This window comes from Streptomyces hiroshimensis (assembly GCF_014650335.1).
Classification (GTDB): domain Bacteria; phylum Actinomycetota; class Actinomycetes; order Streptomycetales; family Streptomycetaceae; genus Streptomyces; species Streptomyces hiroshimensis.
Genome location: NZ_BMUT01000003.1, coordinates 270,234 through 294,020, shown reverse-complemented (window position 1 = coordinate 294,020; position 23,787 = coordinate 270,234). Strand labels below are relative to the sequence as shown.

Below are 23,787 nucleotides of genomic sequence, written 5' to 3'. Positions count from 1 at the left end.
GGGGCGCGTCGTGGGAAAGGATCGGGCTAAGCGGTTTTCGGCTTCTTTTGATTGCGTCATGAGCGAAGAGACCTCTTCGTCAGAGGAAAGTGCGGGGAAGTTATACGGCCGATAACCCTCCCACGGCCGTCCCTAGGGTTCTCCTTAGTGATGCGCCTCGGCCGCCGCCCTTGCCGTGCCCTTCACTCGCCCTTCCCGCCCGTCGTCCGCTTGGGATTCCCCTAGACCTGATCGGCTGCAGCGCCGGAAGGCGGCCGAGGGAACGAAACTGGGGTCACTCCGCCACACGCTGCGACCGGTCGCGCCTTCGGGCCTTCGGACCTTCGTGCCTTCGGGCCTTCGCGCCTTCGAGTCATTGAGCCTCCGATCCGTCGAGCCGATCGCATGCGTCGCTGGCTGGGGTGGTGCCTTTTCGTTCTCTGTGTGGGTGGGTGGAGCGCAATATGGTCGAGTCCGGGCTCAACGGATCGGGCGGATCGGGGAATCGCGCCGGTTCGGCGGTCAGGACCGATGACATAGCTGTCATCGGTCTTGCCTGCCGGCTGCCCGGAGCCGCCGATCCGGCCGCCTTCTGGCGGCTGCTCAGCGAGGGTGCGGACGCGATCACCGATGTCCCCCCGGACCGGTGGGACGGGGCCGCGGTCGCCGACGCCGACGCGTCCGTACCGGGCAGGACCGACATCCGCCGCGGCGGATTCCTCGACCGCATCGGCCACTTCGACGCCGGGTTCTTCGGGCTTTCCCCCAAGGAAGCCGCCGCCATGGACCCGCAGCAGCGGCTCGTGCTGGAACTGGCCTGGGAAGCGCTGGAGGACGCGCACGTGCGCGCCGGGACGCTGCGCTCCACCCGGACCGGAGTCTTCGTCGGCGCCATCTGGGACGACTACGCGACCCTGCACCACCGCTCCGGGCTCACCGCCATCTCCCCGCACACCGTCACCGGTCTGCACCGCAGCATCATCGCCAACCGGGTGTCGTACTTCCTCGGCCTGAACGGCCCCAGCATGACCGTGGACTCCGGCCAGTCCTCGTCCCTGGTCTCCGTCCACCTGGCCTGCGAGAGCCTGCGCAAGGGGGAGTCGACGATCGCGCTCGCGGGCGGCGTGAACCTCAACATCGTCCCCGAAAGCACCCTGGGCGCCGCCAAGTTCGGCGGCCTGTCCCCGGACGGCCGGTGCTTCACCTTCGACGCCCGTGCGAACGGCTACGTCCGCGGCGAGGGCGGCGGCATCGTCGTCCTCAAGCCCCTGGCCCAGGCCGTCGCGGACGGAGACCCGGTCTACTGCGTGATCCGCGGCAGCGCCGTCAACAACGACGGCGGCGGCGACGGCCTGACCGTGCCCCTGCAGTCCGGACAGGAACAGGTGCTCCGCCTCGCCTACGAACGGGCCGGAGTCGACCCCGCCCACGTCGGCTACGTGGAACTGCACGGCACCGGCACCAAGGTCGGCGACCCCATCGAGGCGGCCGCGCTCGGCGCGGTGCTCGGCGCCGGCGCCGGACGCGACCCCGAGCGGCCGCTGCGGGTCGGCTCGGCCAAGACCAACGTCGGCCACCTGGAGGGCGCCGCCGGCATCACCGGCCTGCTCAAGGCCGCCCTGGCGCTCCGCCACCGCGAACTGCCCGCCAGCCTCAACTTCGAGTCCCCGAACCCGGCGATCCCGCTGACACGGCTGAACCTCCGGGTGCAGACCGAGCACGCCACGTGGGACGCACAGGACGCCCAGGATGCCCAGGACGACCGCCCGCTGGTCGCCGGAGTCAGCTCGTTCGGCATGGGCGGCACCAACTGCCACATCGTGCTGGCGGAACACCGTGCGGGTGCGGGTGCGGGTACGGAGGCGAGGGCAGGAGCGGAAGCGAGCACAGGCACGGCACCGGCTCCGACGCCGTGGCCGCTGTCCGCCAGGACCGCCTCCGGGCTGCGCGCCCAGGCCGCCGCCCTGCTCTCGCACGCCGAGGCGCACCCCGGCCTCGCCCTGCCCGACGTCGGCTGGTCACTGGCCACCGGCCGCACCGCCTTCGAACACCGGGCCGTCGTCGTGGGCGAGGACCGCGACGACTTCCTGCGCGCCCTGCGCGAGCTGTCCACCGGCGGCATCGACGCCGCCCTGACCACGGGCCGCACCCGCCCGCGCGGCAAGCTCGCCTTCCTCTTCTCGGGCCAGGGCAGCCAGCGCGCCGCCATGGGCCGCGAACTGGCGGAGGCGTTCCCGGCGTTCGCCGCCGCGCTGGACGAGGTGTGCGCACACCTCGACCCCCGGCTGCCGCGTCCGCTGCGCGACGTGATGTTCGCACCCGAGGGCTCCGAGGAAGCGGCCGAACTCGACCGGACCCTCTACACGCAGACCTCGCTGTTCGCCGTCGAGGTCGCCCTGTTCCGGCTGCTGGAGAGCTGGGGCATCACCCCCGACGTGCTGATGGGCCACTCCGTCGGCGAACTCGCCGCCGCGCACGTGGCCGGCGTCCTCTCGCTCACCGACGCCTGCGCCCTGGTCGCTGCGCGCGGCCGCCTGATGCAGGCGCTTCCCGCCGGCGGCGCCATGATCGCGATCCAGGCCGAGGAGGACGAGGTCCGTGCCCGCATCGGCGACCGTACGGACCGCGTGAGCATCGCCGCGCTGAACGGCCCGGAGTCCGTCGTCGTCTCCGGCGACGAGGACCTCGTCACCGAGATCGCCGACGCCTTCGCGGCCCTGGGCCGCAAGACCAGCCGGCTGCGGGTCAGCCACGCCTTCCACTCCCCGCACATGGAACCCATGCTGGCGGAGTTCCGCCGCGTGGCCGAAGACCTGCGCTTCCACGCCCCGCGCATCCCGATCGTGTCCAACGTGACGGGCCGGCTGTCCGCCGAGGAGGAGTACGAGGGGAGCACGGCCGACTACTGGGTCCGCCACGTCCGTGACGCGGTCCGGTTCGCCGACGGCGTCGCCCGCCTCGACGAGCACGGCGTCCGCACGTACCTGGAGCTCGGCCCCGGCGGCGTACTGACCTCCATGGCCCGCGCCGGCGCCGGGGCCGACGGCGACGCCCTGTTCGTACCCGCCCTGCGCGCCCGCCGTCCCGAGGCGCAAGCCCTGCTGGCGGCGGTCGCCTCGCTGCACGTCCACGGCGTGGAACCGGACTGGACCGCCCTGTTCGGCGGCGACGACGGGCGGGGCGCGCGTCGTAAGGTCGCGCTCCCCACCTACGCGTTCGAGCGGCAGCGGTACTGGCTGGAGGGTGCCACCACGTCCTCCGATTCCGGCTCCGGCTCCGTCTCCGCCTTTGTCTCTGCCTCCGCCGACTCCTCCTGGGCGCCTGCTGTCCCGCCGCGGGAAGCGATCGCCGGGACGGCGAGCGAGCCCGTGGGCGCCCTGGCCCGGCGGCTCGCCGGCCTGCCCGAGTCCGAGCGCGACGAAGCGGTGCTCGACCTGGTTCGCGCACACATCGCCGCCGTCCTCGGACACGCCGAAGCCCGCCAGGTCCAGGCCGAATGGACCTTCAAGGACCTCGGCTTCGACTCGCTCAGCTCGGTGGAACTGCGCAACCAGCTCAGCGAGACCACCGGACTGCGCCTGCCCAGCGGGCTGCTGTTCGACCACCCGACCCCTGCCGCCCTCGCCCGCCACCTCGGCGCGGAGGCCCTGGGCGAGGGCGCGGCGGTCGCCCTGCCCGGGACCGTCGCCGACCCCGACGAGCCCATCGCCATCGTGGCCATGAGCTGCAGGCTCCCCGGTGGAGTGCAGTCCCCGGAGGACCTGTGGCGGCTCGTCGCCTCCGGCGGTGACGCCGTCTCCGGATTCCCGACGGACCGAGGCTGGGACGTCGAGGCGCTCTACGACCCGGAGCCCGGCACCCCCGGCAAGTCCTCGACACGGCAGGGCGGCTTCCTCCACGAGGCGGCCGAATTCGACGCCGGCTTCTTCGGCATCAGCCCCCGCGAGGCCGCCGCGATCGACCCGCAGCAGCGACTGGTCCTGGAAACCGCGTGGGAAGCCTTCGAACGCGCCGGCATCGACCCGGCCACGCTGCGCGGCAGCCGGGCGGGCGTGTTCATCGGCGCGACGGCACAGGACTACGGCCCCCGGCTGCACGAGCCGGTCGACGGCATCGAGGGCTACCTGCTGACCGGCACGACGACCAGCGTCGCCTCGGGCCGCGTGGCCTACTCGTTCGGCCTTGAGGGCCCGGCGGTCACGGTGGACACGGCGTGCTCGTCGTCGCTCGTCGCCCTGCACCTGGCCATCCAGTCGCTGCGCAGCGGCGAGTGCACGATGGCCCTGGCCGGCGGCGTGACCGTGATGTCCACGCCCGGCATGTTCGTGGAGTTCAGCCGCCAGCGCGGCCTGTCGGCGGACGGCCGCTGCAAGGCGTTCGCGGCCGGCGCGGACGGCACCGGCTGGGCCGAGGGCGTCGGCATGCTGCTGGTGGAGCGCCTCAGCGACGCCGTGCGCAACGGCCACCAGGTACTGGCGGTCGTACGGGGCAGCGCGGTCAACCAGGACGGAGCGTCGAACGGACTCACGGCGCCGAACGGCCCTTCGCAGCAGCGGGTGATCCGGCAGGCCCTGGCCTCGGCCGGACTCGCGCCGGGCGACGTCGACGCGGTGGAGGCGCACGGCACGGGCACGCGGCTCGGCGACCCCATCGAGGCGGAGGCCCTCATCGCCGCCTACGGCCGGGGGCGGGACGGCGACCGGCCGCTGTGGCTGGGGTCGCTGAAGTCCAACATCGGTCACACACAGGCTGCGGCGGGTGTGGCGGGCGTGATCAAGATGGTCATGGCGATGCGTCATGGTGTGCTGCCGCAGACTCTGCACGTCGACCAGCCGACCCCGCACGTCGACTGGTCGGCGAGCGGCGTACGGCTGCTGACCGAGGCGGTGGAGTGGCCTGCGGCTCCGGGCGACGTGCCGCGCCGGGCCGCGGTGTCCTCGTTCGGCATCAGCGGCACCAACGCGCACGTCATCGTCGAGCAGGCCGCGACGAGCGATGAGCCCGCCCGAGAGGTGACCGTTGCAGGACCGGTCCCGTGGGTGTTGTCGGCGAAGAGTGAGGCGGCGCTGCGGGATCAGGCGGGGCGGATGCTGTCCTTCCTGGATGCGGAGGGTGCCGAGGGTGCCGGGGTCCGGTCGGCTGATGTGGGCTTCTCGCTGGCCACGTCGCGTGCGGTGCTGGAGCGCCGTGCGGCGATCGTGGGTGAGGACCTTGCCGAGTTCCGGCGGGGCCTGGAGGCGGTGGCCTCGGGTGCTGCTCCGGTGGCCGGTGCCCTCGGGGGCAAGGTCGGGTTCTTGTTCTCGGGTCAGGGGTCGCAGCGGCTGGGGATGGGGCGTGAGCTGTACGAGGCTTACCCTGTCTTTGCTGCGGCTTACGACGGGGTGTGCGCGGAGCTGGATGCGCCGGTCGATGTCTATGCTGAAACGCTTCACCAGACCGGGTGCACCCAGCCTGCGTTGTTCGCGGTTGAGGTGGCTCTGTTCCGGCTGCTGGAGTCGTGGGGTGTGCGGCCGGATTACGTGGCCGGCCACTCCGTCGGTGAGATTGCGGCTGCTCATGTGGCAGGTGTGCTGTCTCTGCGCGATGCGGCGAAGTTGGTGTCGGCGCGTGCTGCGTTGATGCAGGCGCTGCCGGTGGGCGGTGCGATGGTGGCGGTTCAGGCCACTGAGGACGAAGTGCTGCCGCACCTGAGCGAGCAGGTCGGCATCGCGGCGGTCAATGGGCCGCAGTCCGTGGTGATCTCCGGCGCTGAGAGTCCCGTGCTGGAGATCGCTGAGATCTTCAAGCTGCAGGGCCGTAAGACGTCCCGTCTGAAGGTCAGTCACGCGTTCCACTCGCCGCTGATGGACCCGATGCTGGAGGAGTTCGCGGAGGTCGTCCGCGGCCTGACCTTCCATGAGCCGCAGGTTCCGGTGGTGTCCAACCTGACCGGCCGCCTGGCGGAGTCGTACACGCCCGAGTACTGGGTCCGGCACGTCCGCGAGGCCGTCCGCTTTGCCGACGGCGTGCAGACCCTGCACGAGCTCGGCGTGACGACGTTCGTGGAGATCGGCCCGGGTGGCGTGCTGAGTGCCCTTACCCAGGGTTGCCTGGACGACGATGCCGTCGTCACGGTCCCCGCTCTGCGGGCCGACCGTCCGGAGCCGTACGCGATCGTCGCCGCCGTCGGTCAGCTGCACACCCACGGCGTCTCCCCGGACTGGCAGGCGCTGTTCCCGGGCGCCCGTCGCGTCGACCTGCCCACGTACGCGTTCCAGCGCGAGCGCTACTGGCTCGATGCGCCTCAGGCGGCAGCCGCCGGCGCCCCGGAGGCGATGGACGCCGAGTTCTGGGACTCCGTCGAGAGTGAGGACCGCGCCTCTCTCGGTGCGCTCCTGGGGCTGGCCCCCGACGAGTTGGACGTGGTCGCGCCCAAGCTGTCCGCCTGGCGCCGGCAGCGGCGCGAGCAGTCCACCGCCGACGGCTGGCGCTACCGGATCGCCTGGCAGCCGCTCGGCGACATCGAGCGCGCCGTTCCGGCGGGGACCTGGCTCTACGTGGTCTCCGAGGAGACCGCTTGGACCGCGTCGATCCACGCCGGGCTCACGGAACTCGGTGTCGAGCTCGTCCCGTTCGTCGTGGACGAGGATGCCGACCGCGACTCCCTGGCCCAGGCCCTGGCCGATGCAGAGCACGGACAGGTCGACGGCATCGTGTTCGCCGCGGCAGGGGCTGAAGCAGGGGCCGCGGCAGGAACGGACGCCCTCCAGAGGCTCGTCCTCCTCGTCCAGGCCCTCGGCGACGCCGGGATCGAAGCCCCGCTGTGGTGCCTGACCAGCGGCGCGGTGTCCACCGGCACCTCCGACCCGCTCACCGACCCCGTATCCGCTCAGGTCTGGGGCCTGGGCCGCGTCGTCGCCCTGGAGCAGCCGCAGCGCTGGGGTGGCCTGGTCGACCTGCCCGCCGCACCCGACTCCCGCTCGCTGGAGCGGCTGGCCGGCCTGCTGACCCAGGCCGACGAGGACCAGCTCGCCGTGCGCGCCTCCGGCGTGTCCGGCCGCCGTCTCGTGCGCGCGCCGCAGAGCGCCGCACCGGTGGACGCACCGTGGTCGCCACGCGGCACCGTGCTCGTTACCGGCGGCACGGGCGCGCTCGGCGGACACGTGGCCCGCTGGCTCGCCGCCGCCGGAGCCGAACACCTGCTGCTCACCAGCCGCCGGGGCCCCGATGCTCCGGGCGCCGCCGAACTCAAGGCGGAGCTGGAGGAACTGGGCGCCCGGGTCACCGTCGCCGCGTGCGACGCGGCCGACCGGACCGCGCTCGCCGAGCTGCTCGGCCGGCACACCGTGAACGCCGTGGTGCACACCGCGGGCGTGCTCGACGACGGCTTGGTCGAATCGCTCACGCCCGAGCGCCTGCACCACGTGCTGCGGCCCAAGGCGGACGCCGCGCTCCACCTGCACGAGCTCACGCAGGACGGCCGTCACGACCTCGACGCCTTCGTGATGTTCTCCTCGATGACCGGTGTCTGGGGCAACGGCGGCCAGGGCGCCTACGGTGCCGCGAACGCCTTCCTCGACGCCCTCGCCGAGCAGCGCCGTGCGCAGGGCCTGCCCGCGCTCGCCGTCGCGTGGGGATCCTGGGCGGACGGAGGCATGGCCGACGGCGCGGCCGGCGACCACCTGCGGCGGCGCGGCGTCCGGGCGATCGCGGCCCTTCCCGCGATCTCCGTGCTGCACGGCGCGCTGACCCACGGCGAGACCTCCGTGACCGTCGCGGACGTGGACTGGGACCGCTTCGTCCCGGCCTTCGCCGGCACCCGCCCCTGCCCGCTGCTGCAGGGGGTGCCCGAGGCCCGTCAGGCCCTCGAAGCGCGCGCCCAGGCGGCGCAGAGCACCGATGTGCCAGCGTCCGCGCTGGTTCAGCGCCTCCTGGGCGGCACGCCGGGGGAGCAGGACCGCATCCTGCTGGACCTGGTCCGCGAGCAGGCCGCCACGGTGCTCGGTCACGCGGGCAAGGGCGCCTTCGATGCCGACCGGACGTTCCGCGAGACCGGCTTCGACTCGCTCACCGCCGTCGAACTGCGCCACAGGCTCAACACGGCCACCGGCCTCAAGCTGCCCACCACTCTCGTCTTCGACCACCCGACCCCTGCCGCCCTCGCCCGTCACCTGCGCGAGGAACTCCTCGGCCGGCACGGGCTGGAGGCGGAGGCCGCGCAGGCGACGACTGCCGCCGCGACCGACGAGCCCCTTGCGATCGTCAGCATGAGCTGCCGCTTCCCGGGCGGCGTCCAGTCGCCGGAGGACATGTGGGAGCTGCTGCGCTCCGGCCGCGACGCGGTCTCCGGCTTCCCCACCGACCGCGGCTGGGATATCGACTCGCTCTACGACCCCGACCCCGACCGGTCCGGCCGGACGTACGCGCGTGACGGTGCCTTCATCGACGGCGCCGACCGCTTCGACGCCGGCCTCTTCGGGATCTCGCCGCGCGAGGCGCTGGCGATGGACCCGCAGCAGCGCCTGCTCCTGGAGACCGCGTGGGAGGCGTTCGAGCGCGCCGGCATCGCCCCCGCGTCCGTCCGCGCCAGCCGGACCGGTGTCTTCATCGGCACCAACGGCCAGGACTACGCCAACGGGCTGCGCAACGCACCCGAGGAGATCGAGGGGTACGCGCTCACCGGCAAGGCGGCGTCGGTCGTCTCCGGCCGCATCTCGTACACGTTCGGCCTCGAAGGCCCGGCGGTCACCGTCGACACGGCGTGCTCGTCCTCGCTCGTGGCCCTCCACCTCGCCGCGCAGGCACTGCGGAGCGGCGAGTGCACCATGGCCCTGGTCGGCGGTGTCACCGTCATGACCACGCCGGACCTCTTCGTGGAGTTCAGCCGGCAGCGGGGTCTGTCGCCGGACGGGCGCTGCAAGGCGTTCGCGGCCGGTGCCGACGGCACCGGGTGGGGCGAAGGCGTCGGCCTGCTGCTGGTGGAGCGGTTGTCCGACGCCCGGCGCCACGGACATCAGGTGCTGGCGGTCGTGCGCGGCTCCGCGGTCAACCAGGACGGTGCGTCCAACGGTCTGACCGCCCCCAACGGCCCCTCGCAGCAGCGCGTCATCCGGCAGGCCCTGGCCTCGGCCGGGCTCACCCCGGCCGACGTGGACGCGGTCGAGGCGCATGGCACGGGTACGAAGCTGGGCGACCCGATCGAGGCGCAGGCGCTGCTTGCGACGTACGGTCAGGAGCACTCCGACGACCGGCCGGTGTGGCTGGGCTCGGTCAAGTCCAACATCGGTCACACGCAGGCTGCGGCGGGTGTCGCCGGTGTGATCAAGATGGTGCTGGCGATGCAGCACGGCATGCTGCCGCAGACGCTGCACGTCGACGAGCCGACCGCGCACGTGGACTGGTCGGCGGGCGCGGTGCGGCTGCTGACCGAGGCGGTGGAGTGGCCTGCGGCTGCGGGCGGCATGCCGCGCCGGGCCGCGGTGTCGTCCTTCGGCATCGGTGGCACCAACGCGCACACGATCATCGAGGAGGCGCCCGCGGAGGCCGAGGCCGAGCCGGCCGGGGAACACCGCCCGGTGCCCGTGCCATGGGTGCTGTCGGCGAAGAGCGAGGCGGCGCTGCGGGCACAGGCCGAGCGCCTGCTGGCCTACGCAGCCGCCGACAGCGTGTCGCCGGTCGACACCGGATTCTCGTCGGCCACGACGCGATCGGCACTGGAGCACCGGGCCGCGGTGATCGGCACCGACGTGGCCGAACTGCGGGCGGGGCTGGAGGCCCTGGCAGCGGGAGAAGCGGCGGCCAACGTCGTTGCGGGGCGCGCCCACTCGACGGACAAGGTCGGGTTCCTGTTCTCGGGTCAGGGGTCGCAGCGGCTGGGGATGGGGCGTGAGCTGTACGCGGCGTACCCTGTCTTTGCTGCTGCTTATGACGAGGTGTGTGCGCTTCTGGATGCGCCGGTGGATGTCGGCTCTGAGGAGTTGCACCAGACGGGGTTGACGCAGCCTGCGTTGTTCGCGGTTGAGGTGGCGCTGTTCCGGCTGCTGGAGTCGTGGGGTGTGCGGCCGGATTACGTGGCCGGCCACTCCGTGGGCGAGATTGCGGCTGCTCATGTGGCGGGTGTGCTGTCTTTGCGGGATGCGGCGAAGTTGGTGTCCGCCCGTGCTGCGTTGATGCAGGCGCTGCCGACCGGTGGTGCGATGGTGGCGGTTCAGGCCACCGAGGACGAAGTTCTGCCGCACCTGACCGAGCATGTCGGCATTGCGGCGATCAACGGTCCGCAGTCTGTGGTGATCTCCGGTGCCGAGGAAGCGGTCACCGCGATCGCTGAGGTCTTCAAGCAGCAGGGCCGCAAGACGTCCCGCCTGAAGGTCAGCCACGCCTTCCACTCGCCGCTGATGGACCCCATGCTGGAGGACTTCGCGCAGGTTGTGCGCGGCCTGACCTTCAGCGAACCGCAGGTTCCGGTGGTCTCTACCCTCACCGGCCGCCTGGCTGAGCCGTATACCCCCGAGTACTGGGTCCGGCACGTCCGCGAGGCCGTCCGCTTCGCCGACGGTGTCCGGACCCTGCACGAGCTGGGCGTCACCACCTTCGTGGAGATCGGGCCCGGCGGCGTCCTGAGCGCCCTCGCCCAGGGCTGCCTCGACGACGCAGGCGATGACGTCGCCACCATCCCCGTCCTCCGCGCCGACCGCCCCGAGCCGCAGGCGATCACCACCGCGTACGCCCAGCTGCACGTCGGCGGCGTCGAAGTGGACTGGCACGCCTTCTTCCCCGGCGCCCGGCGCATCGCCCTGCCCACGTACGCCTTCCAGCGCGAGCGCTACTGGCTCGACGCCCCGGCCTCCGCCGGTGACATGCGTGCGGTGGGCCAGGGCGAGGCCGGTCACCCGCTACTCGGTGCGGCCGTGCCGCTGGCCGACGGCGACGGGCACCTGCTCACCGGGCGGCTCTCGGCGCACACGCACCCGTGGCTGGTGGATCACGCCGTGAACGGGGTCGTCCTGCTGCCGGGAACCGCGTTCGTCGAGCTGGCGATCACCGCTGCCGACGCCGTGGGCTGCGACCTGCTGGAAGAGCTGACGCTGGAGACACCGCTGCTCGTGCCCGCGCGCGGCGGCGTCGCCCTGCAGGTGCGCGTCGGCGCCGACGACGGCTCCGGACGCAGGTCGCTGACCGTGCACTCGCGGATCGACGACGGGGACGCGTACGCGCAGGAGGACGAGTCCGAGCGGACATGGGTCCGGCACGCGTCCGGCTTCCTGGCCGTCGCCCCGGGCCCGGTGGAAGCTTCGCTCGCCGCATGGCCGCCCGCGGGCGCAGAGCCGGTCGACGTCGACGGCTTCTACGACCGCCTCGCGGGCATGGCGCTGGACTACGGCCCCGTCTTCCAGGGGCTGCTTGCCGCCTGGCGGAGCGGGGACGACTTCTTCGCCGAGGTGGAACTGCCCGGCTCGGAGCAGACGAACGCGAGTGCGTACGGTCTGCACCCCGCGCTGTTCGACGCGGCCCTGCACACCGTCTGGCTGGGGGCTGTCGAGCCCGAGGCCGGGACGGGGAACGGGCTGCTGCCGTTCGCCTGGAGCGGCGTACGCCTGGCGGCCGCCGGGGCCTCCGTCCTGCGGGTGAAGGTCTCGCGGGCCGGCACCGGCCCCGGCGTCGGCACCTCCACGGTGTCGCTGGTGCTGGCCGACGGCACCGGCGAGCCCGTCGCACAGATCGATTCCCTGACGCTGCGCCCGGTCCCCGCCGACCAGCTGCGCGCCGGTACCGGTGGCGGCGACTCGGTCTTCGGCCTGGAGTGGACACCGGTCAGCCTGCCGCCTGCGCCGGACGGCATGAGGATCGACACGTACGACGACCTCGCCGCGCTGCGGGCCGCAGGCGCGCTGCCGGACGCCGGTACTGACGCCGTGGTCGTGCCGTGCCCGCCCGGGGCCGGTACGGACACCGCCGCCCGGGTCCGCGAGGTCGGCAATGCCGTGCTGGAGCTGGTGCAGTGGTGGCTGGCCGAGGAACGCCCGTCGCGGCTGGTGCTGGTGATGCGTACGGGAGACCTCGCCCAGTCGGCGGTCCGTGGACTGGTGCGGTCGGCGCAGAGCGAGAACCCCGACCGGATCGTGCTGGTCGAGACCGATGGCGCACCCGATTCCGACGCAGGTCTCGCCGGGCTGCTGCCCGCCCTGATCGCCTCCGGTGAGCCGCAGGCCGCGGTGCGCGCGGGTGAGGTCCTGGTGCCGAGGCTGGTGCGCATCGCCGCGCCGGACACGGAGACGGAGCTCCCGGATCTCGGTTCCGGCACCGTTCTGCTGACCGGCGCGTCGGGCGGGCTGGGCGGATTGTTCGCCCGGCACCTGGTCGCCGAGCACGGTGTCCGCAGCCTGCTGCTCGTCAGCCGCCGCGGTGGGGACGCACCCGGTGCGGCCGAGCTCGCCGCCGACCTGACCGCGCAGGGTGCCCAGGTCACCTGGGCCGCCTGCGACGTGGCCGACCGCGACGCCGTCCGCGAACTCCTGGCCGGGCGGAGCCTGTCCGCGATCATCCACACCGCCGGCGTCCTGGACGACGGAATCATCGGTTCGCTGACGCCCGAGCGGCTGGACGGCGTGTTCCGCCCCAAGGTGGACGCGGCGCTGAACCTGCACGAACTGGCCGGTGAGCTGTCCGGCGACCTGTCCGCGTTCGTGCTCTTCTCCTCCGTGGCGGGCACCCTCGGCACGCCGGGCCAGGGGAACTACGCCGCCGCCAACACCTTCCTCGACGCCCTCGCCGAGCACCGTCGTGCCCAGGGCCTGCCCGCCACCTCGCTGGCGTGGGGCCTGTGGGCGCAGGACAGCGAGAGTGCGATGACCGGCAGCCTCGATCACACCGATCTCACGCGCATCAAGCGCATGGGTCTCGCCGCGATCCCGCCGGCGGACGGCCTGCGGATGTTCGACGCGGCCCTGGCCACCGGGCGGGCGGCCGTCGTCCCGATCCGGCTCGACACCTCCGCCTTCCGCGACGGACAGGGGCAGCCCGTACCGGCGGTCCTCCGCGGCCTGGTCCGGGTCGCGCCGGTCCGGCGCGCGGCATCGGCGGCGCAGGCCGCACCGAAGGGATCGCTGGGTCAGCGGCTGGCCGGGCTGCCGGAGGCCGAGCGCGAGCAGGTGGTGCTGGACCTGGTGCGTACCGAGGTCGCCACCGTGCTCGGGCACGCCGGCGCACAGGCGGTCGGCGCGGACGACTCGTTCAAGGACATCGGGTTCGATTCGCTGACCGCCGTCGAACTGCGCAACCGGCTCAACGAGGCCGTCGGCATGCGCCTGCCCGCCACACTGATCTTCGACTACCCGAACCCGCTCACCCTCGCCCGCTTCCTCACCGCCGAAGCCGCGGGCTCCGGCGCGGCGGCGACCGCGCCGGCGACCGCGATGACGACCGTCTCCACGGCTGGCGGCGCGGCGGACGAGCCGATCGCGATCGTGGGCATGGCCTGCCGCTACCCCGGTGGCGTGCAGTCCCCCGAAGACCTGTGGCAGCTGGTGTTCTCCGGCCGCGACGCGGTGTCGGGCTTCCCCGAGAACCGCGGCTGGGACGTCGAGAAGCTCTACGACCCGGACCCCGACCAGTGGGGCACCAGCTACACCCGGGAAGGCGGCTTCCTGCACGACGCGGCGGACTTCGACGCCGAGTTCTTCGGGATCTCGCCGCGTGAGGCGCTGGCGATGGATCCGCAGCAGCGGTTGCTGCTGGAGACGTCGTGGGAGGCGTTCGAGCGGGCCGGTATCGACCCGGCCTCGGTGCGCGGCAGCAGGACCGGCGTCTTCGCCGGCGTCATGTACCACGACTACGGCGGGCGCGTGCACACCTCGCCGGCGGGCCTTGAGGGCTACCTCGTCAACGGCAGTGCGGGCAGCGTCGCTTCGGGGCGCGTCTCGTACACCTTCGGGCTTGAGGGTCCTGCGGTGACGGTCGACACGGCCTGCTCGTCGTCCCTGGTGGCGCTGCACCTGGCGACCCAGGCACTGAGGAGCGGCGAGTGCTCGATGGCCCTCGTCGGCGGTGTCACGGTGATGGCCGGCCCGTCCGTGTTCGTGGAGTTCAGCCGTCAGCGCGGCCTGTCGGCCGACGGGCGGTGCAAGGCGTTCGGGGCCGGTGCGGACGGGACGGGTTGGGCCGAGGGCGCGGGCATGCTGCTCGTGGAGCGTCTGTCCGATGCCCGGCGCAACGGGCACCGGGTGCTGGCGGTGGTTCGCGGTACTGCGGTGAATCAGGACGGTGCGTCCAACGGTCTGACCGCTCCGAACGGTCCGGCGCAGCAGCGGGTGATCCGGCAGGCGCTGGCGAACGCCGGTGTGTCCTCGGACCAGGTCGACGCGGTCGAAGCGCACGGTACGGGTACGAAGCTGGGCGACCCGATCGAGGCGCAGGCGCTGCTTGCGACGTACGGCCAGGAGCGGCCGGAGGACCGGCCGCTGTGGCTGGGGTCGCTCAAGTCCAACATCGGTCACTCGCAGGCGGCTGCGGGTGTCGGCGGCGTGATCAAGATGGTCATGGCGATGCAGCACGGTGTGCTGCCACAGACCTTGCACGTGGACGAGCCGACGCCGCACGTGGACTGGTCGGCGGGTGAGGTGCGGCTGCTGACCGAGGCGGTGGAGTGGCCTGAGGGCGACGCGCCGCGGCGGGCGGCAGTGTCCTCGTTCGGTGTGAGCGGTACGAATGCGCACGTGATCGTTGAGCAGGCGCCTGCCACGGCCGAGCCGACGCCGTCCCCGACCTCGGGTGCCGTGGTGCCGTGGGTGTTGTCGGCGAAGAGTGAGGCGGCGCTGCGGGATCAGGCGGGGCGGCTGCTGTCCTTCCTGGATGCGGAGGGTGCCGGGGTCCGGTCGGCCGATGTGGGCTTCTCGCTGGCCACGTCGCGTGCGGTGCTGGAGCGCCGCGCGGCGATCGTGGGCGGGGACCTCGCCGAGATCCGCGAGGGGCTGGAGGCGGTCGCCTCGGGTGCTACTCCGGTGGGCGGTGCCCTCGGGGGCAAGGTCGGGTTCTTGTTCTCGGGTCAGGGGTCGCAGCGGCTGGGGATGGGCCGCGAGCTGTATGCGGCGTACCCCGTCTTTGCTGCGGCTTATGACGAGGTGTGTGCGCTTCTGGATGCGCCGGTGGATGTCGGCTCTGAGGAGTTGCACCAGACGGGGTTGACGCAGCCTGCGTTGTTCGCGGTTGAGGTGGCGCTGTTCCGGCTGCTGGAGTCGTGGGGTGTGCGGCCGGATTACGTGGCGGGTCACTCCGTGGGCGAGATTGCGGCTGCTCATGTGGCTGGGGTGCTGTCGCTGCAGGATGCGGCGAAGTTGGTGTCGGCGCGTGCTGCGTTGATGCAGGCGCTGCCGACCGGTGGTGCGATGGTGGCGGTTCAGGCCACTGAGGATGAAGTGCTGCCGCACCTGAGCGAGCATGTCGGCATTGCGGCGATCAACGGTCCGCAGTCGGTGGTGATCTCCGGTGCCGAGGAAGCGGTCACCGCGATCGCTGAGGTCTTCAAGCTGCAGGGCCGCAAGACGTCCCGCCTGAAGGTCAGTCACGCGTTCCACTCGCCGCTGATGGACCCGATGCTGGAGGAGTTCGCCGACGTAGTCCGCGGACTGACCTTCAGCGAGCCGCGGATCCCGGTGGTCTCCAACCTGACCGGCCGCCTGGCTGAGCCGTATACCCCCGAGTACTGGGTCCGTCACGTCCGCGAGGCCGTCCGCTTCGCCGACGGCGTGCAGACCCTGCACGAGCTCGGCGTCACGACGTTCGTGGAGATCGGCCCGGGTGGCGTGCTGAGTGCCCTTACCCAGGGTTGCCTGGACGACGAAGGCGATGACGTCGTCACGGTCCCCGCTCTGCGTGCCGACCGTCCCGAGCCGTACGCGATCGTCGCCGCCGTCGGTCAGCTCCACACCCACGGCGTCTCCCCGGACTGGCAGGCGCTCTTCCCCGGCGCCCGCCGCGTCGACCTGCCCACGTACGCCTTCCAGCGCGAGCGCTACTGGCTTGACGTACCCCAGACCCCCGGTGACGTCCGGGCGGCCGGTCTGGGGGCGGCGGACCACCCGCTGCTCGGTGCCGCGATCGCGACCGCCGACAGCGACGGGTTCCTGCTCACCGGGCTGCTCTCTCTCGAAAGCCACCCGTGGCTCTCCGACCATGCCGTGAACGGGACCGTTCTGCTGCCCGGCAGCGCGTTCGTCGAGCTGGCGGTCCGGGCGGGCGACGAGGCCGGCTGCGGATGGATCGAGGACCTCACGCTGGAACTGCCCTTGGTCGTGCCCGAGCGCGGCGCCGTCACTCTTCAGGTGGCGCTCGGCTCGGAGGACGAGTCCGGCCGGCGGCAGCTGAGCGTGCACTCGCGCGTTGAAGACGGTTCCTGGGTGCGGCACGCGACGGGTGTGCTGTCCTCGGCCGAGGCGCCGCCCGCTGCGGACGTCGGCGCCTGGCCGCCCGTACACGCGGAGACCGTCGACCTGACCGCGTTCTACGCGGACATGGCTGCTGCGGGCCTGGAGTACGGCCCTGTCTTCCAGGGCCTGCGGTCGGTGTGGCGCAGCGGGGAGGACGTCTTCGCCGAGGTCGTCCTGCCCGAGAGCACGGAAGCGGGCACGTTTGCCCTGCACCCGGCGCTGCTGGACGCTGCTCTGCACGCTCTGGCCGCGGGCGGGCTGGTCTCGCTGGATGACGGGCCGGTCCTGCCGTTCGCATGGTCCGGTGTCGCTCTTCAGGCGGCCGGTGCGGCCATGGTGCGGGTGAAGCTGTCGCGGACGGGCACCGGTTCGGTGACGCTGGCCGTGGTCGATGGCGCCGGTGATCCGGTGGCCTCGGTCGAGTCGCTGTCGCTGCGGGCCGTGTCGGCGGAGCAACTGCGCGGGGCCGGTGACGGCGACCCGCTGTTCGGGCTGGAGTGGACGCCGTTCACGCTGCCCGCCGTATCCGACTCCGACGCGCTGGTGATCGAGTCCGTCGCGGACTTCGACGCACTGCGGGAATCGGAGTCGGAGCCGGAGCCGGAAGGGGCACCGGACGTCGTTGCCGTGCCGTGCCCGGCAGGGACCGGTGAGGACATTGCCGCCCGGGTCCGCGAAGTCACCCATGCCGTGCTGGAGCTGGTGCAGTGGTGGCTGGCGGAGGATCGTCCGGCGCGTCTGGCGCTGGTGACCCGCCCCGGCGATCTGGCTCACGCTGCGGTGTGGGGGCTCGTACGGTCTGCGCAGTCGGAGAACCCGGACCGGATCGTGCTGGTGGAGGCCGAGGACACCGAGGAGGCACTTCGCGTGCTGCCTGCCGCGGTCGCTTCCGGTGAGCCGCAGTTCGCGGTGCGCGGCCAGGACGTGTTCGTACCGCGCCTGACGAAGACCACCGGGACCGGGACGGACGTCGGTACGCCGGACTTCGGCGCCGGCCCCGTCCTGCTGACCGGCGCGTCCGGTGCGCTGGGCGGGCTCGTCGCCCGGCACCTGGTCGCCGCTCACGGTGTCCGCAGCCTGCTGCTGCTCAGCCGGCGAGGCGCGGAGGCGCCCGGCGCGGTCGAGCTGGAGGCCGAGCTGGCCGCATGGGGTGCCGAGGTGCGCTGGGCGGCCTGCGACGCGGCCGACCGGGACGCCCTCGCCGACGTGCTGGCCGGGGCGCCGGTGACGGCCGTGGTGCACACGGCCGGCGTCCTCGACGACGGCGTGATCGCCGCGCTGACCCCGGAGCGCATGGACGCGGTGCTGCGCCCGAAGGTCGACGCCGTGCTGAACCTCCACGAGCTGACGAGCGACCTGTCGGCGTTCGTGGTCTTCTCGTCGGTGTCCGGGATCCTGGGCAGCGCCGGACAGGGCAACTACGCGGCGGCGAACACCTTCCTCGACGCCTTCGCCGAAGCCCGCCGCGCCCAGGGCCTCCCCGCGACCTCACTGGCGTGGGGTCTGTGGGAGCAGGGCAGCGGCATGGCCGACCGGCTCGACCAGGCGGACCTCACCCGGCTCAAGCGGGTGGGCCTGGCCCCGATAGCCGTCGACGAGGGCCTGCGGCTCTTCGACGCGGCGCTGGCCCTGGACCGGGCGACCGTCGCCCCGCTGCGGCTGGACCTCGGTGGCCTGCAGGGCACGGTGCCTCCGGTACTGCGAGGGCTGCGCGGCCCCGTACGCGGCACCGCCCGGCGCGCCGCGCAGGCCGCACCGAAGGGATCGCTGGGTCAGCGGCTGGCCGGGCTGCCGGAGGCCGAGCGCGAGCAGGTGGTGCTGGACCTGGTCCGTACCGAGGTCGCAGCAGTCCTCGGGCACACCTCGGTCCAGGCGGTTCAGCCCGAACACGCCTTCCAGGACGCCGGGTTCGACTCGCTCACCTCGGTCGAGCTGCGGAACCGCCTGAACGCGGCGACCGGGCTGCGCCTCCCCGCGACCATGGTCTTCGACCACCCGACGCCCGCCGCGCTCTCCCGCTTCCTGCTGGCCGAGACGCTGGGCGTCCAGGAGCAGTCCGAGGCCGCGGTCGCTGCGGTCGCCGGGACGGACGAGCCGATCGCGATCGTGGGCATGGCCTGCCGTTTCCCCGGTGACGTACGGTCGCCCGAAGACCTGTGGCGCCTCGTCGCGTCCGGCGGCGACGCGATCTCCGGCTTCCCCGAGGACCGCGGCTGGGACGTCGAGAACCTCTACGACCCCGACCCCGACCGCTCCGGCAAGTCCTCCGTGCGCCACGGCGGCTTCCTCCACGAGGCGGCCGAGTTCGACCCCGCCTTCTTCGGGATCTCGCCGCGTGAGGCGCTGGCGATGGACCCGCAGCAGCGGTTGCTGCTGGAGACGTCGTGGGAGGCGTTCGAGCGGGCCGGTATCGACCCGGCCTCGGTGCGCGGCAGCAGGACCGGCGTCTTCGCCGGCGTGATGTACCACGACTACGGCGGGCGGGTGAAGACGGCCCCGGAGGGCATGGACGCCTACCTGGGCAGCGGCAGCGCGGGCAGCATCGCTTCGGGCCGCGTCTCGTACACCTTCGGCCTCGAAGGCCCGGCGGTGACGGTCGACACGGCCTGCTCGTCCTCGCTCGTGGCGCTGCACCTGGCGACCCAGGCGCTGCGCACCGGCGAGTGCTCGATGGCCCTCGTCGGCGGTGTCACGGTCATGGCGACTCCCTCGACGTTCGTGGAGTTCAGCCGTCAGCGCGGCCTGTCGGCCGATGGCCGGTGCAAGGCGTTCGCCGCGGGTGCGGACGGGACGGGCTGGGCCGAGGGCGCGGGCATGCTGCTCGTGGAGCGACTGTCGGACGCCCGGCGGAACGGGCACCAGGTGCTGGCGGTGGTTCGCGGTACCGCGGTGAACCAGGACGGTGCGTCCAACGGTCTGACGGCCCCGAACGGTCCGGCGCAGCAGCGGGTGATCCGGCAGGCGCTGGCGAACGCCGGTGTGTCCTCGGACCAGGTCGACGCGGTCGAAGCGCACGGCACGGGCACGCGGCTCGGCGACCCGATCGAGGCCCAGGCGCTGATCGCCACGTACGGCCAGGAGCGGGACGGCGACCGGCCGCTGTGGCTGGGGTCGCTCAAGTCGAACATCGGTCATGCGCAGGCTGCTGCGGGTGTCGGCGGCGTGATCAAGATGGTCATGGCGATGCGCCACGGTGTGCTGCCACAGACCTTGCACGTGGACGAGCCGACGCCGCATGTGGACTGGTCGGCGGGCGCGGTGCGGCTGCTGACCGAGGCGGTCGAGTGGCCTGCTGGTGACCTGCCGCGGCGAGCAGCTGTGTCGTCCTTCGGCATCAGCGGCACCAACGCCCACGTGATCGTCGAGCAGGCGCCTGCCGTGGCCGAGCCCTCCCCGGCTCCGGTCTTGGACGTGGTGGTGCCGTGGGTGCTGTCAGGCAGGACCGAAGCGGCGCTGCGGGCTCAGGCGGAACGCCTGCTGTCCCTCTCGGACGCGGCTACGGATCTGCAGCCGGCCGACATCGGCTTCTCGCTCGCCACCACACGCTCGGCCATGGAACACCGAGCCGCCGTCGTGGGGGAGAGCCGGGACGAACTCCTGGCAGGGCTCCGTGCGCTGGCCGCAGGATCCCCGTCCGCCCGGGTGGTCACGGGTGAGCCGGGCACCGGGGGCAAGGTCGGGTTCCTGTTCTCGGGTCAGGGTTCGCAGCGGATCGGGATGGGGCGTGAGCTGTACGCGACGTACCCCGTCTTTGCTGCGGCATACGACGAGGCGTGTGCGCTTCTGGATGCGCCGGTGGACGTCGAGTCGGAGGAGTTGCACCAGACCGGGTGCACCCAGCCCGCGCTCTTCGCGGTCGAGGTGGCGCTGTTCCGCCTCCTCGAATCGTGGGGGATCCGGCCCGACTACGTGGCCGGTCACTCCGTGGGGGAGATCGCGGCCGCGCATGTGGCCGGAGTGCTGTCCCTGGAGGACGCCGCGAAGCTGGTGTCCGCCCGTGCCGTGTTGATGCAGGCGCTGCCGGTCGGCGGTGCGATGGTCGCCGTTCAGGCCGCTGAGGACGAGGTGCTGCCGCATCTGACCGACGAGGTCGGCATTGCGGCGATCAATGGCCCGCAGTCGCTCGTGGTCTCCGGCGCCGAGGACGCGGTGACCGCGATCGCCGAGGTCTTCAAGCAGCAGGGCCGCAAGACCTCCCGGCTGAAGGTGAGCCATGCCTTCCACTCGCCGCTGATGGACCCGATGCTGGCCGACTTCGCCGAGGTCGTAGGCGGGCTGGCCTTCAGGGAGCCGCGGATCCCGGTGGTCTCCAACCTCACCGGCCGCCTGGCGGAGCCGTACACCTCCGAGTACTGGGTCCGTCACGTCCGCGAGGCGGTGCGCTTTGCCGACGGTGTGCAGACCCTGCACGAGCTGGGTGTGACGACCTTCGTGGAGATCGGCCCCGGCGGCGTCCTGAGCGCCCTCACTCAGGGCTGCCTCGACGGCGGCGCGGCCACGATCCCGGTCGTACGGGCCGATCGTCCCGAGCCGCAGGCCGTCGTCACCGCGCTCGCCGAACTGCACACGTACGGCGTATCCCCGGACTGGCAGGCGTTCTTCCCGGATGCCCGCCGCGTCGAGCTGCCCACGTACGCCTTCCAGTACGAGCGCTTCTGGCTCGAAGCCCCCGAGGAGTTCACCGGCAGTGCTGCTGCCACCGGGCTCGGGCTGGGTGCGGCCGAGCACCCCTTGGCGGGTGCGGCGGTCGCGCTGCCGGGCGCCGGCGGGTTCCTGGTCACCGGGCGGCTCTCGCTCAAGACCCACCCCTGGCTCGCCGACCACACGGTCATGGGCAGCGTGCTGCTGCCGGGTACCGCGCTCGTGGAGCTGGCGGTGCGTGCGGGCGACGAGGCCGGTTGCGCGCAGATCGAGGATCTGACGCTGGAAGCGCCGCTGATCGTCCCGGAGCGCGGCGGTGTGGCCGTGCAGGTGTGGGTCGGGGCCGAGGAAGAGGAGCCGGGCCGGCGCGCGCTGAGCGTGCACTCGCGGCTGGAGGACGCTCCGGACGAGGCGCCGTGGGTGCGGCACGCGGTCGGCTTCCTCACGGATGCACTGTCCGAGCCGCCGCACGGTGCGGACGTCGGTGCGTGGCCGCCGGCGGGCGCGGAGGCCGTCGATCTGACGGGGTTCTACGAGGGCCTGGCCGAACTCGGCCTGGGCTACGGCCCGGTCTTCCGGGGTCTGCGGTCGGTGTGGCGCAGCGGGGACGACGTCCTCGCCGAGGTCGCCCTGCCCGAGGGCACGGAAGCGGGCGCGTTCGCCCTGCATCCGGCGCTGCTGGACGCGGCGCTCCATGCGATCGGCGCGGGCGGGCTCGTCCCTGTCGGCGACGGGCCGCTGCTGCCCTTCGCCTGGTCCGGGGTGGGTGTGCGGGCCGCCCGGGCGACGGCGCTGCGGGTCAGGATCTCGCGGACGGGCACCGACGCGGTGTCGCTGACCGTGTCCGATGCCGCCGGTGGCCTGGTGGCCACGGCCGGCTCGCTGTCGCTGCGCCCGGTGTCGCGGGAGCAGCTGCTCAAGGCGGGCGGCGCCGGCGGGCGTGCCGACGACTCGCTGTTCGGTCTCGCCTGGCAGCCGGTGGCTCTCACTGAGCCTGCCGCCGGGCTCGACGTACGGAGTTACGCGGACCTGGCTGCTCTGTCCGCCGAACCGGCCCTTCCCGACGTCGCGGTCGTGCCGTGCCCGGCAGCGTCCGCGTCCGGTACGCACACCGCCGAGCAGGTGCACGCCATAGCGAGTGAGGTTCTGGAGCTGGTGCAGTGGTGGCTGGCGGAGGAGCGTCCGGCGCGGCTGGTGCTGGTGACCCGTCCCGGCGATCTGGCTCATGCTGCGGTGTGGGGGCTCGTACGGTCGGCGCAGTCGGAGAACCCGGACCGGATCGTGCTGGTGGAGGCCGAGGACATCGACGAGGCCGTCCGTGTGCTGCCCGCCGCGGTTGCTTCCGGTGAGCCGCAGTTCGCGGTGCGCGGCCAGGACGTGTTCGTACCGCGCCTGACGAAGGCCGCGGGGGCCGTCACCGACGGCGGAGAGATGCCGGGCCTCGCCGACGGCACCGTCCTCGTGACCGGTGCTTCCGGGTCGCTGGGTGCGCTGGTCGCCCGGCACCTGGTGTCGGAGCACAAGGTGCGCCGGCTCCTGCTGGCGAGCCGCCGGGGCGCGGAGGCGCCCGGTGCGGCCGAGCTGGAGGCCGAGCTGGCCGCATGGGGCGCCGAAGTCACCTGGGCGGCCTGCGACGTGGCCGACCGGGAAGCCGTCTCCGGAATGCTGGACGGGCTCGGCGGTCATCCGCTGTCGGCCGTCGTGCACACCGCGGGTGTTCTCGACGACGGGGTCGTCGGCTCGGTCACGCCGGAAAGGATGAGGGAGGTGTTCCGGCCCAAGGTGGACGCCGTGCTGAACCTGCACGACTGCACCCGGGAAATGGACCTGGCCGCCTTCGTCCTCTTCTCGTCCGTCGCCGGAATGGTCGGCAGCGCCGGTCAGGCGAGCTACGCGGCGGCGAATTCCTTCCTCGACGCCTTCTCGTCGTACCGCCGTGCCCAGGGCCTGCCCGCCGTTTCGCTGGCGTGGGGCGTGTGGGAGCAGTCCGGCGCGATGACGGACGGCCTCGCCGAGGCCGACCGGGCGCGGATGGCGCGCAGCGGCGTGCTGCCGCTGCCGCCGGAGGAGGGGCTGCGGCTGTTCGACGCGGCACTGGCTTCGGACGCGGCGATGCTCGCCCCGGTCCGGATCGACACCGGTGCGCTGCGCACCGGTGAAGCGCCGGCGGTGTTGCGCGCTCTCGTACCGGCCGCGGCCCGGAGGACCGCGCAGGCCGCCGCCGTGCCCTCCGTATCCTCGCTGGCCGAACGCCTGGAGGGGCTGCCGGAAGCCGAGCGGGACAAGGCGGTCGAGGACCTGGTCCGGGCCGAGGTGGCCGCGGTCCTGGGACACGCGTCGGCCCACGCGGTCCGGCCGGAACACGCCTTCCAGGACCTGGGATTCGACTCCCTGACGGCCGTGGAACTGCGCAACCGGCTGAACAAGGCGACCGGGCTGCGGCTCCCCGCGACCCTGGTCTTCGACTATCCGACGCCCGCTCTCCTCGCCCGTCACGTGCTCACGGAGACGGCCGGGGCCGCTGAACCAGCCCTAGTGGATTCCCTACTTGCTGACCTGGACAGGGTCGAACAAGAATTGGTCACGAAGTTGTCAGAGAGTGAAGCTCGCGACCGGATCCTGTCAAAGCTCCAGGCTGTATTGGCGATTGCCGGTGAATCCGGCAAGCCGCCGGTACCGGAAGGCACTGGAACGGGCAGCGATCTGGAATCGGCCACGGACGACGAAGTATTCGATCTGCTCGGCAAGGAATTCGGGATCTCCTGAC

1 protein-coding gene is annotated in these 23,787 nt (G+C 72.6%); it reads left to right on the top strand.

What is annotated here, in order from left to right:
* The first annotated feature begins 443 nt into the window (after positions 1-443).
* Complete coding sequence (locus IE241_RS09730; RefSeq protein ID WP_190021271.1) at positions 444-23,786, top strand: type I polyketide synthase; 23,343 nt, start codon at positions 444-446, stop codon at positions 23,784-23,786.
* The last annotated feature ends 1 nt before the right edge of the window (position 23,787 follow it).

Bases quoted from the DNA above. Each gene is read 5' to 3' on its own strand.
- IE241_RS09730 (WP_190021271.1), top strand. From the start codon at position 444: ATGGTCGAGTCCGGGCTCAACGGATCGGGCGGATCGGGGAATCGCGCC.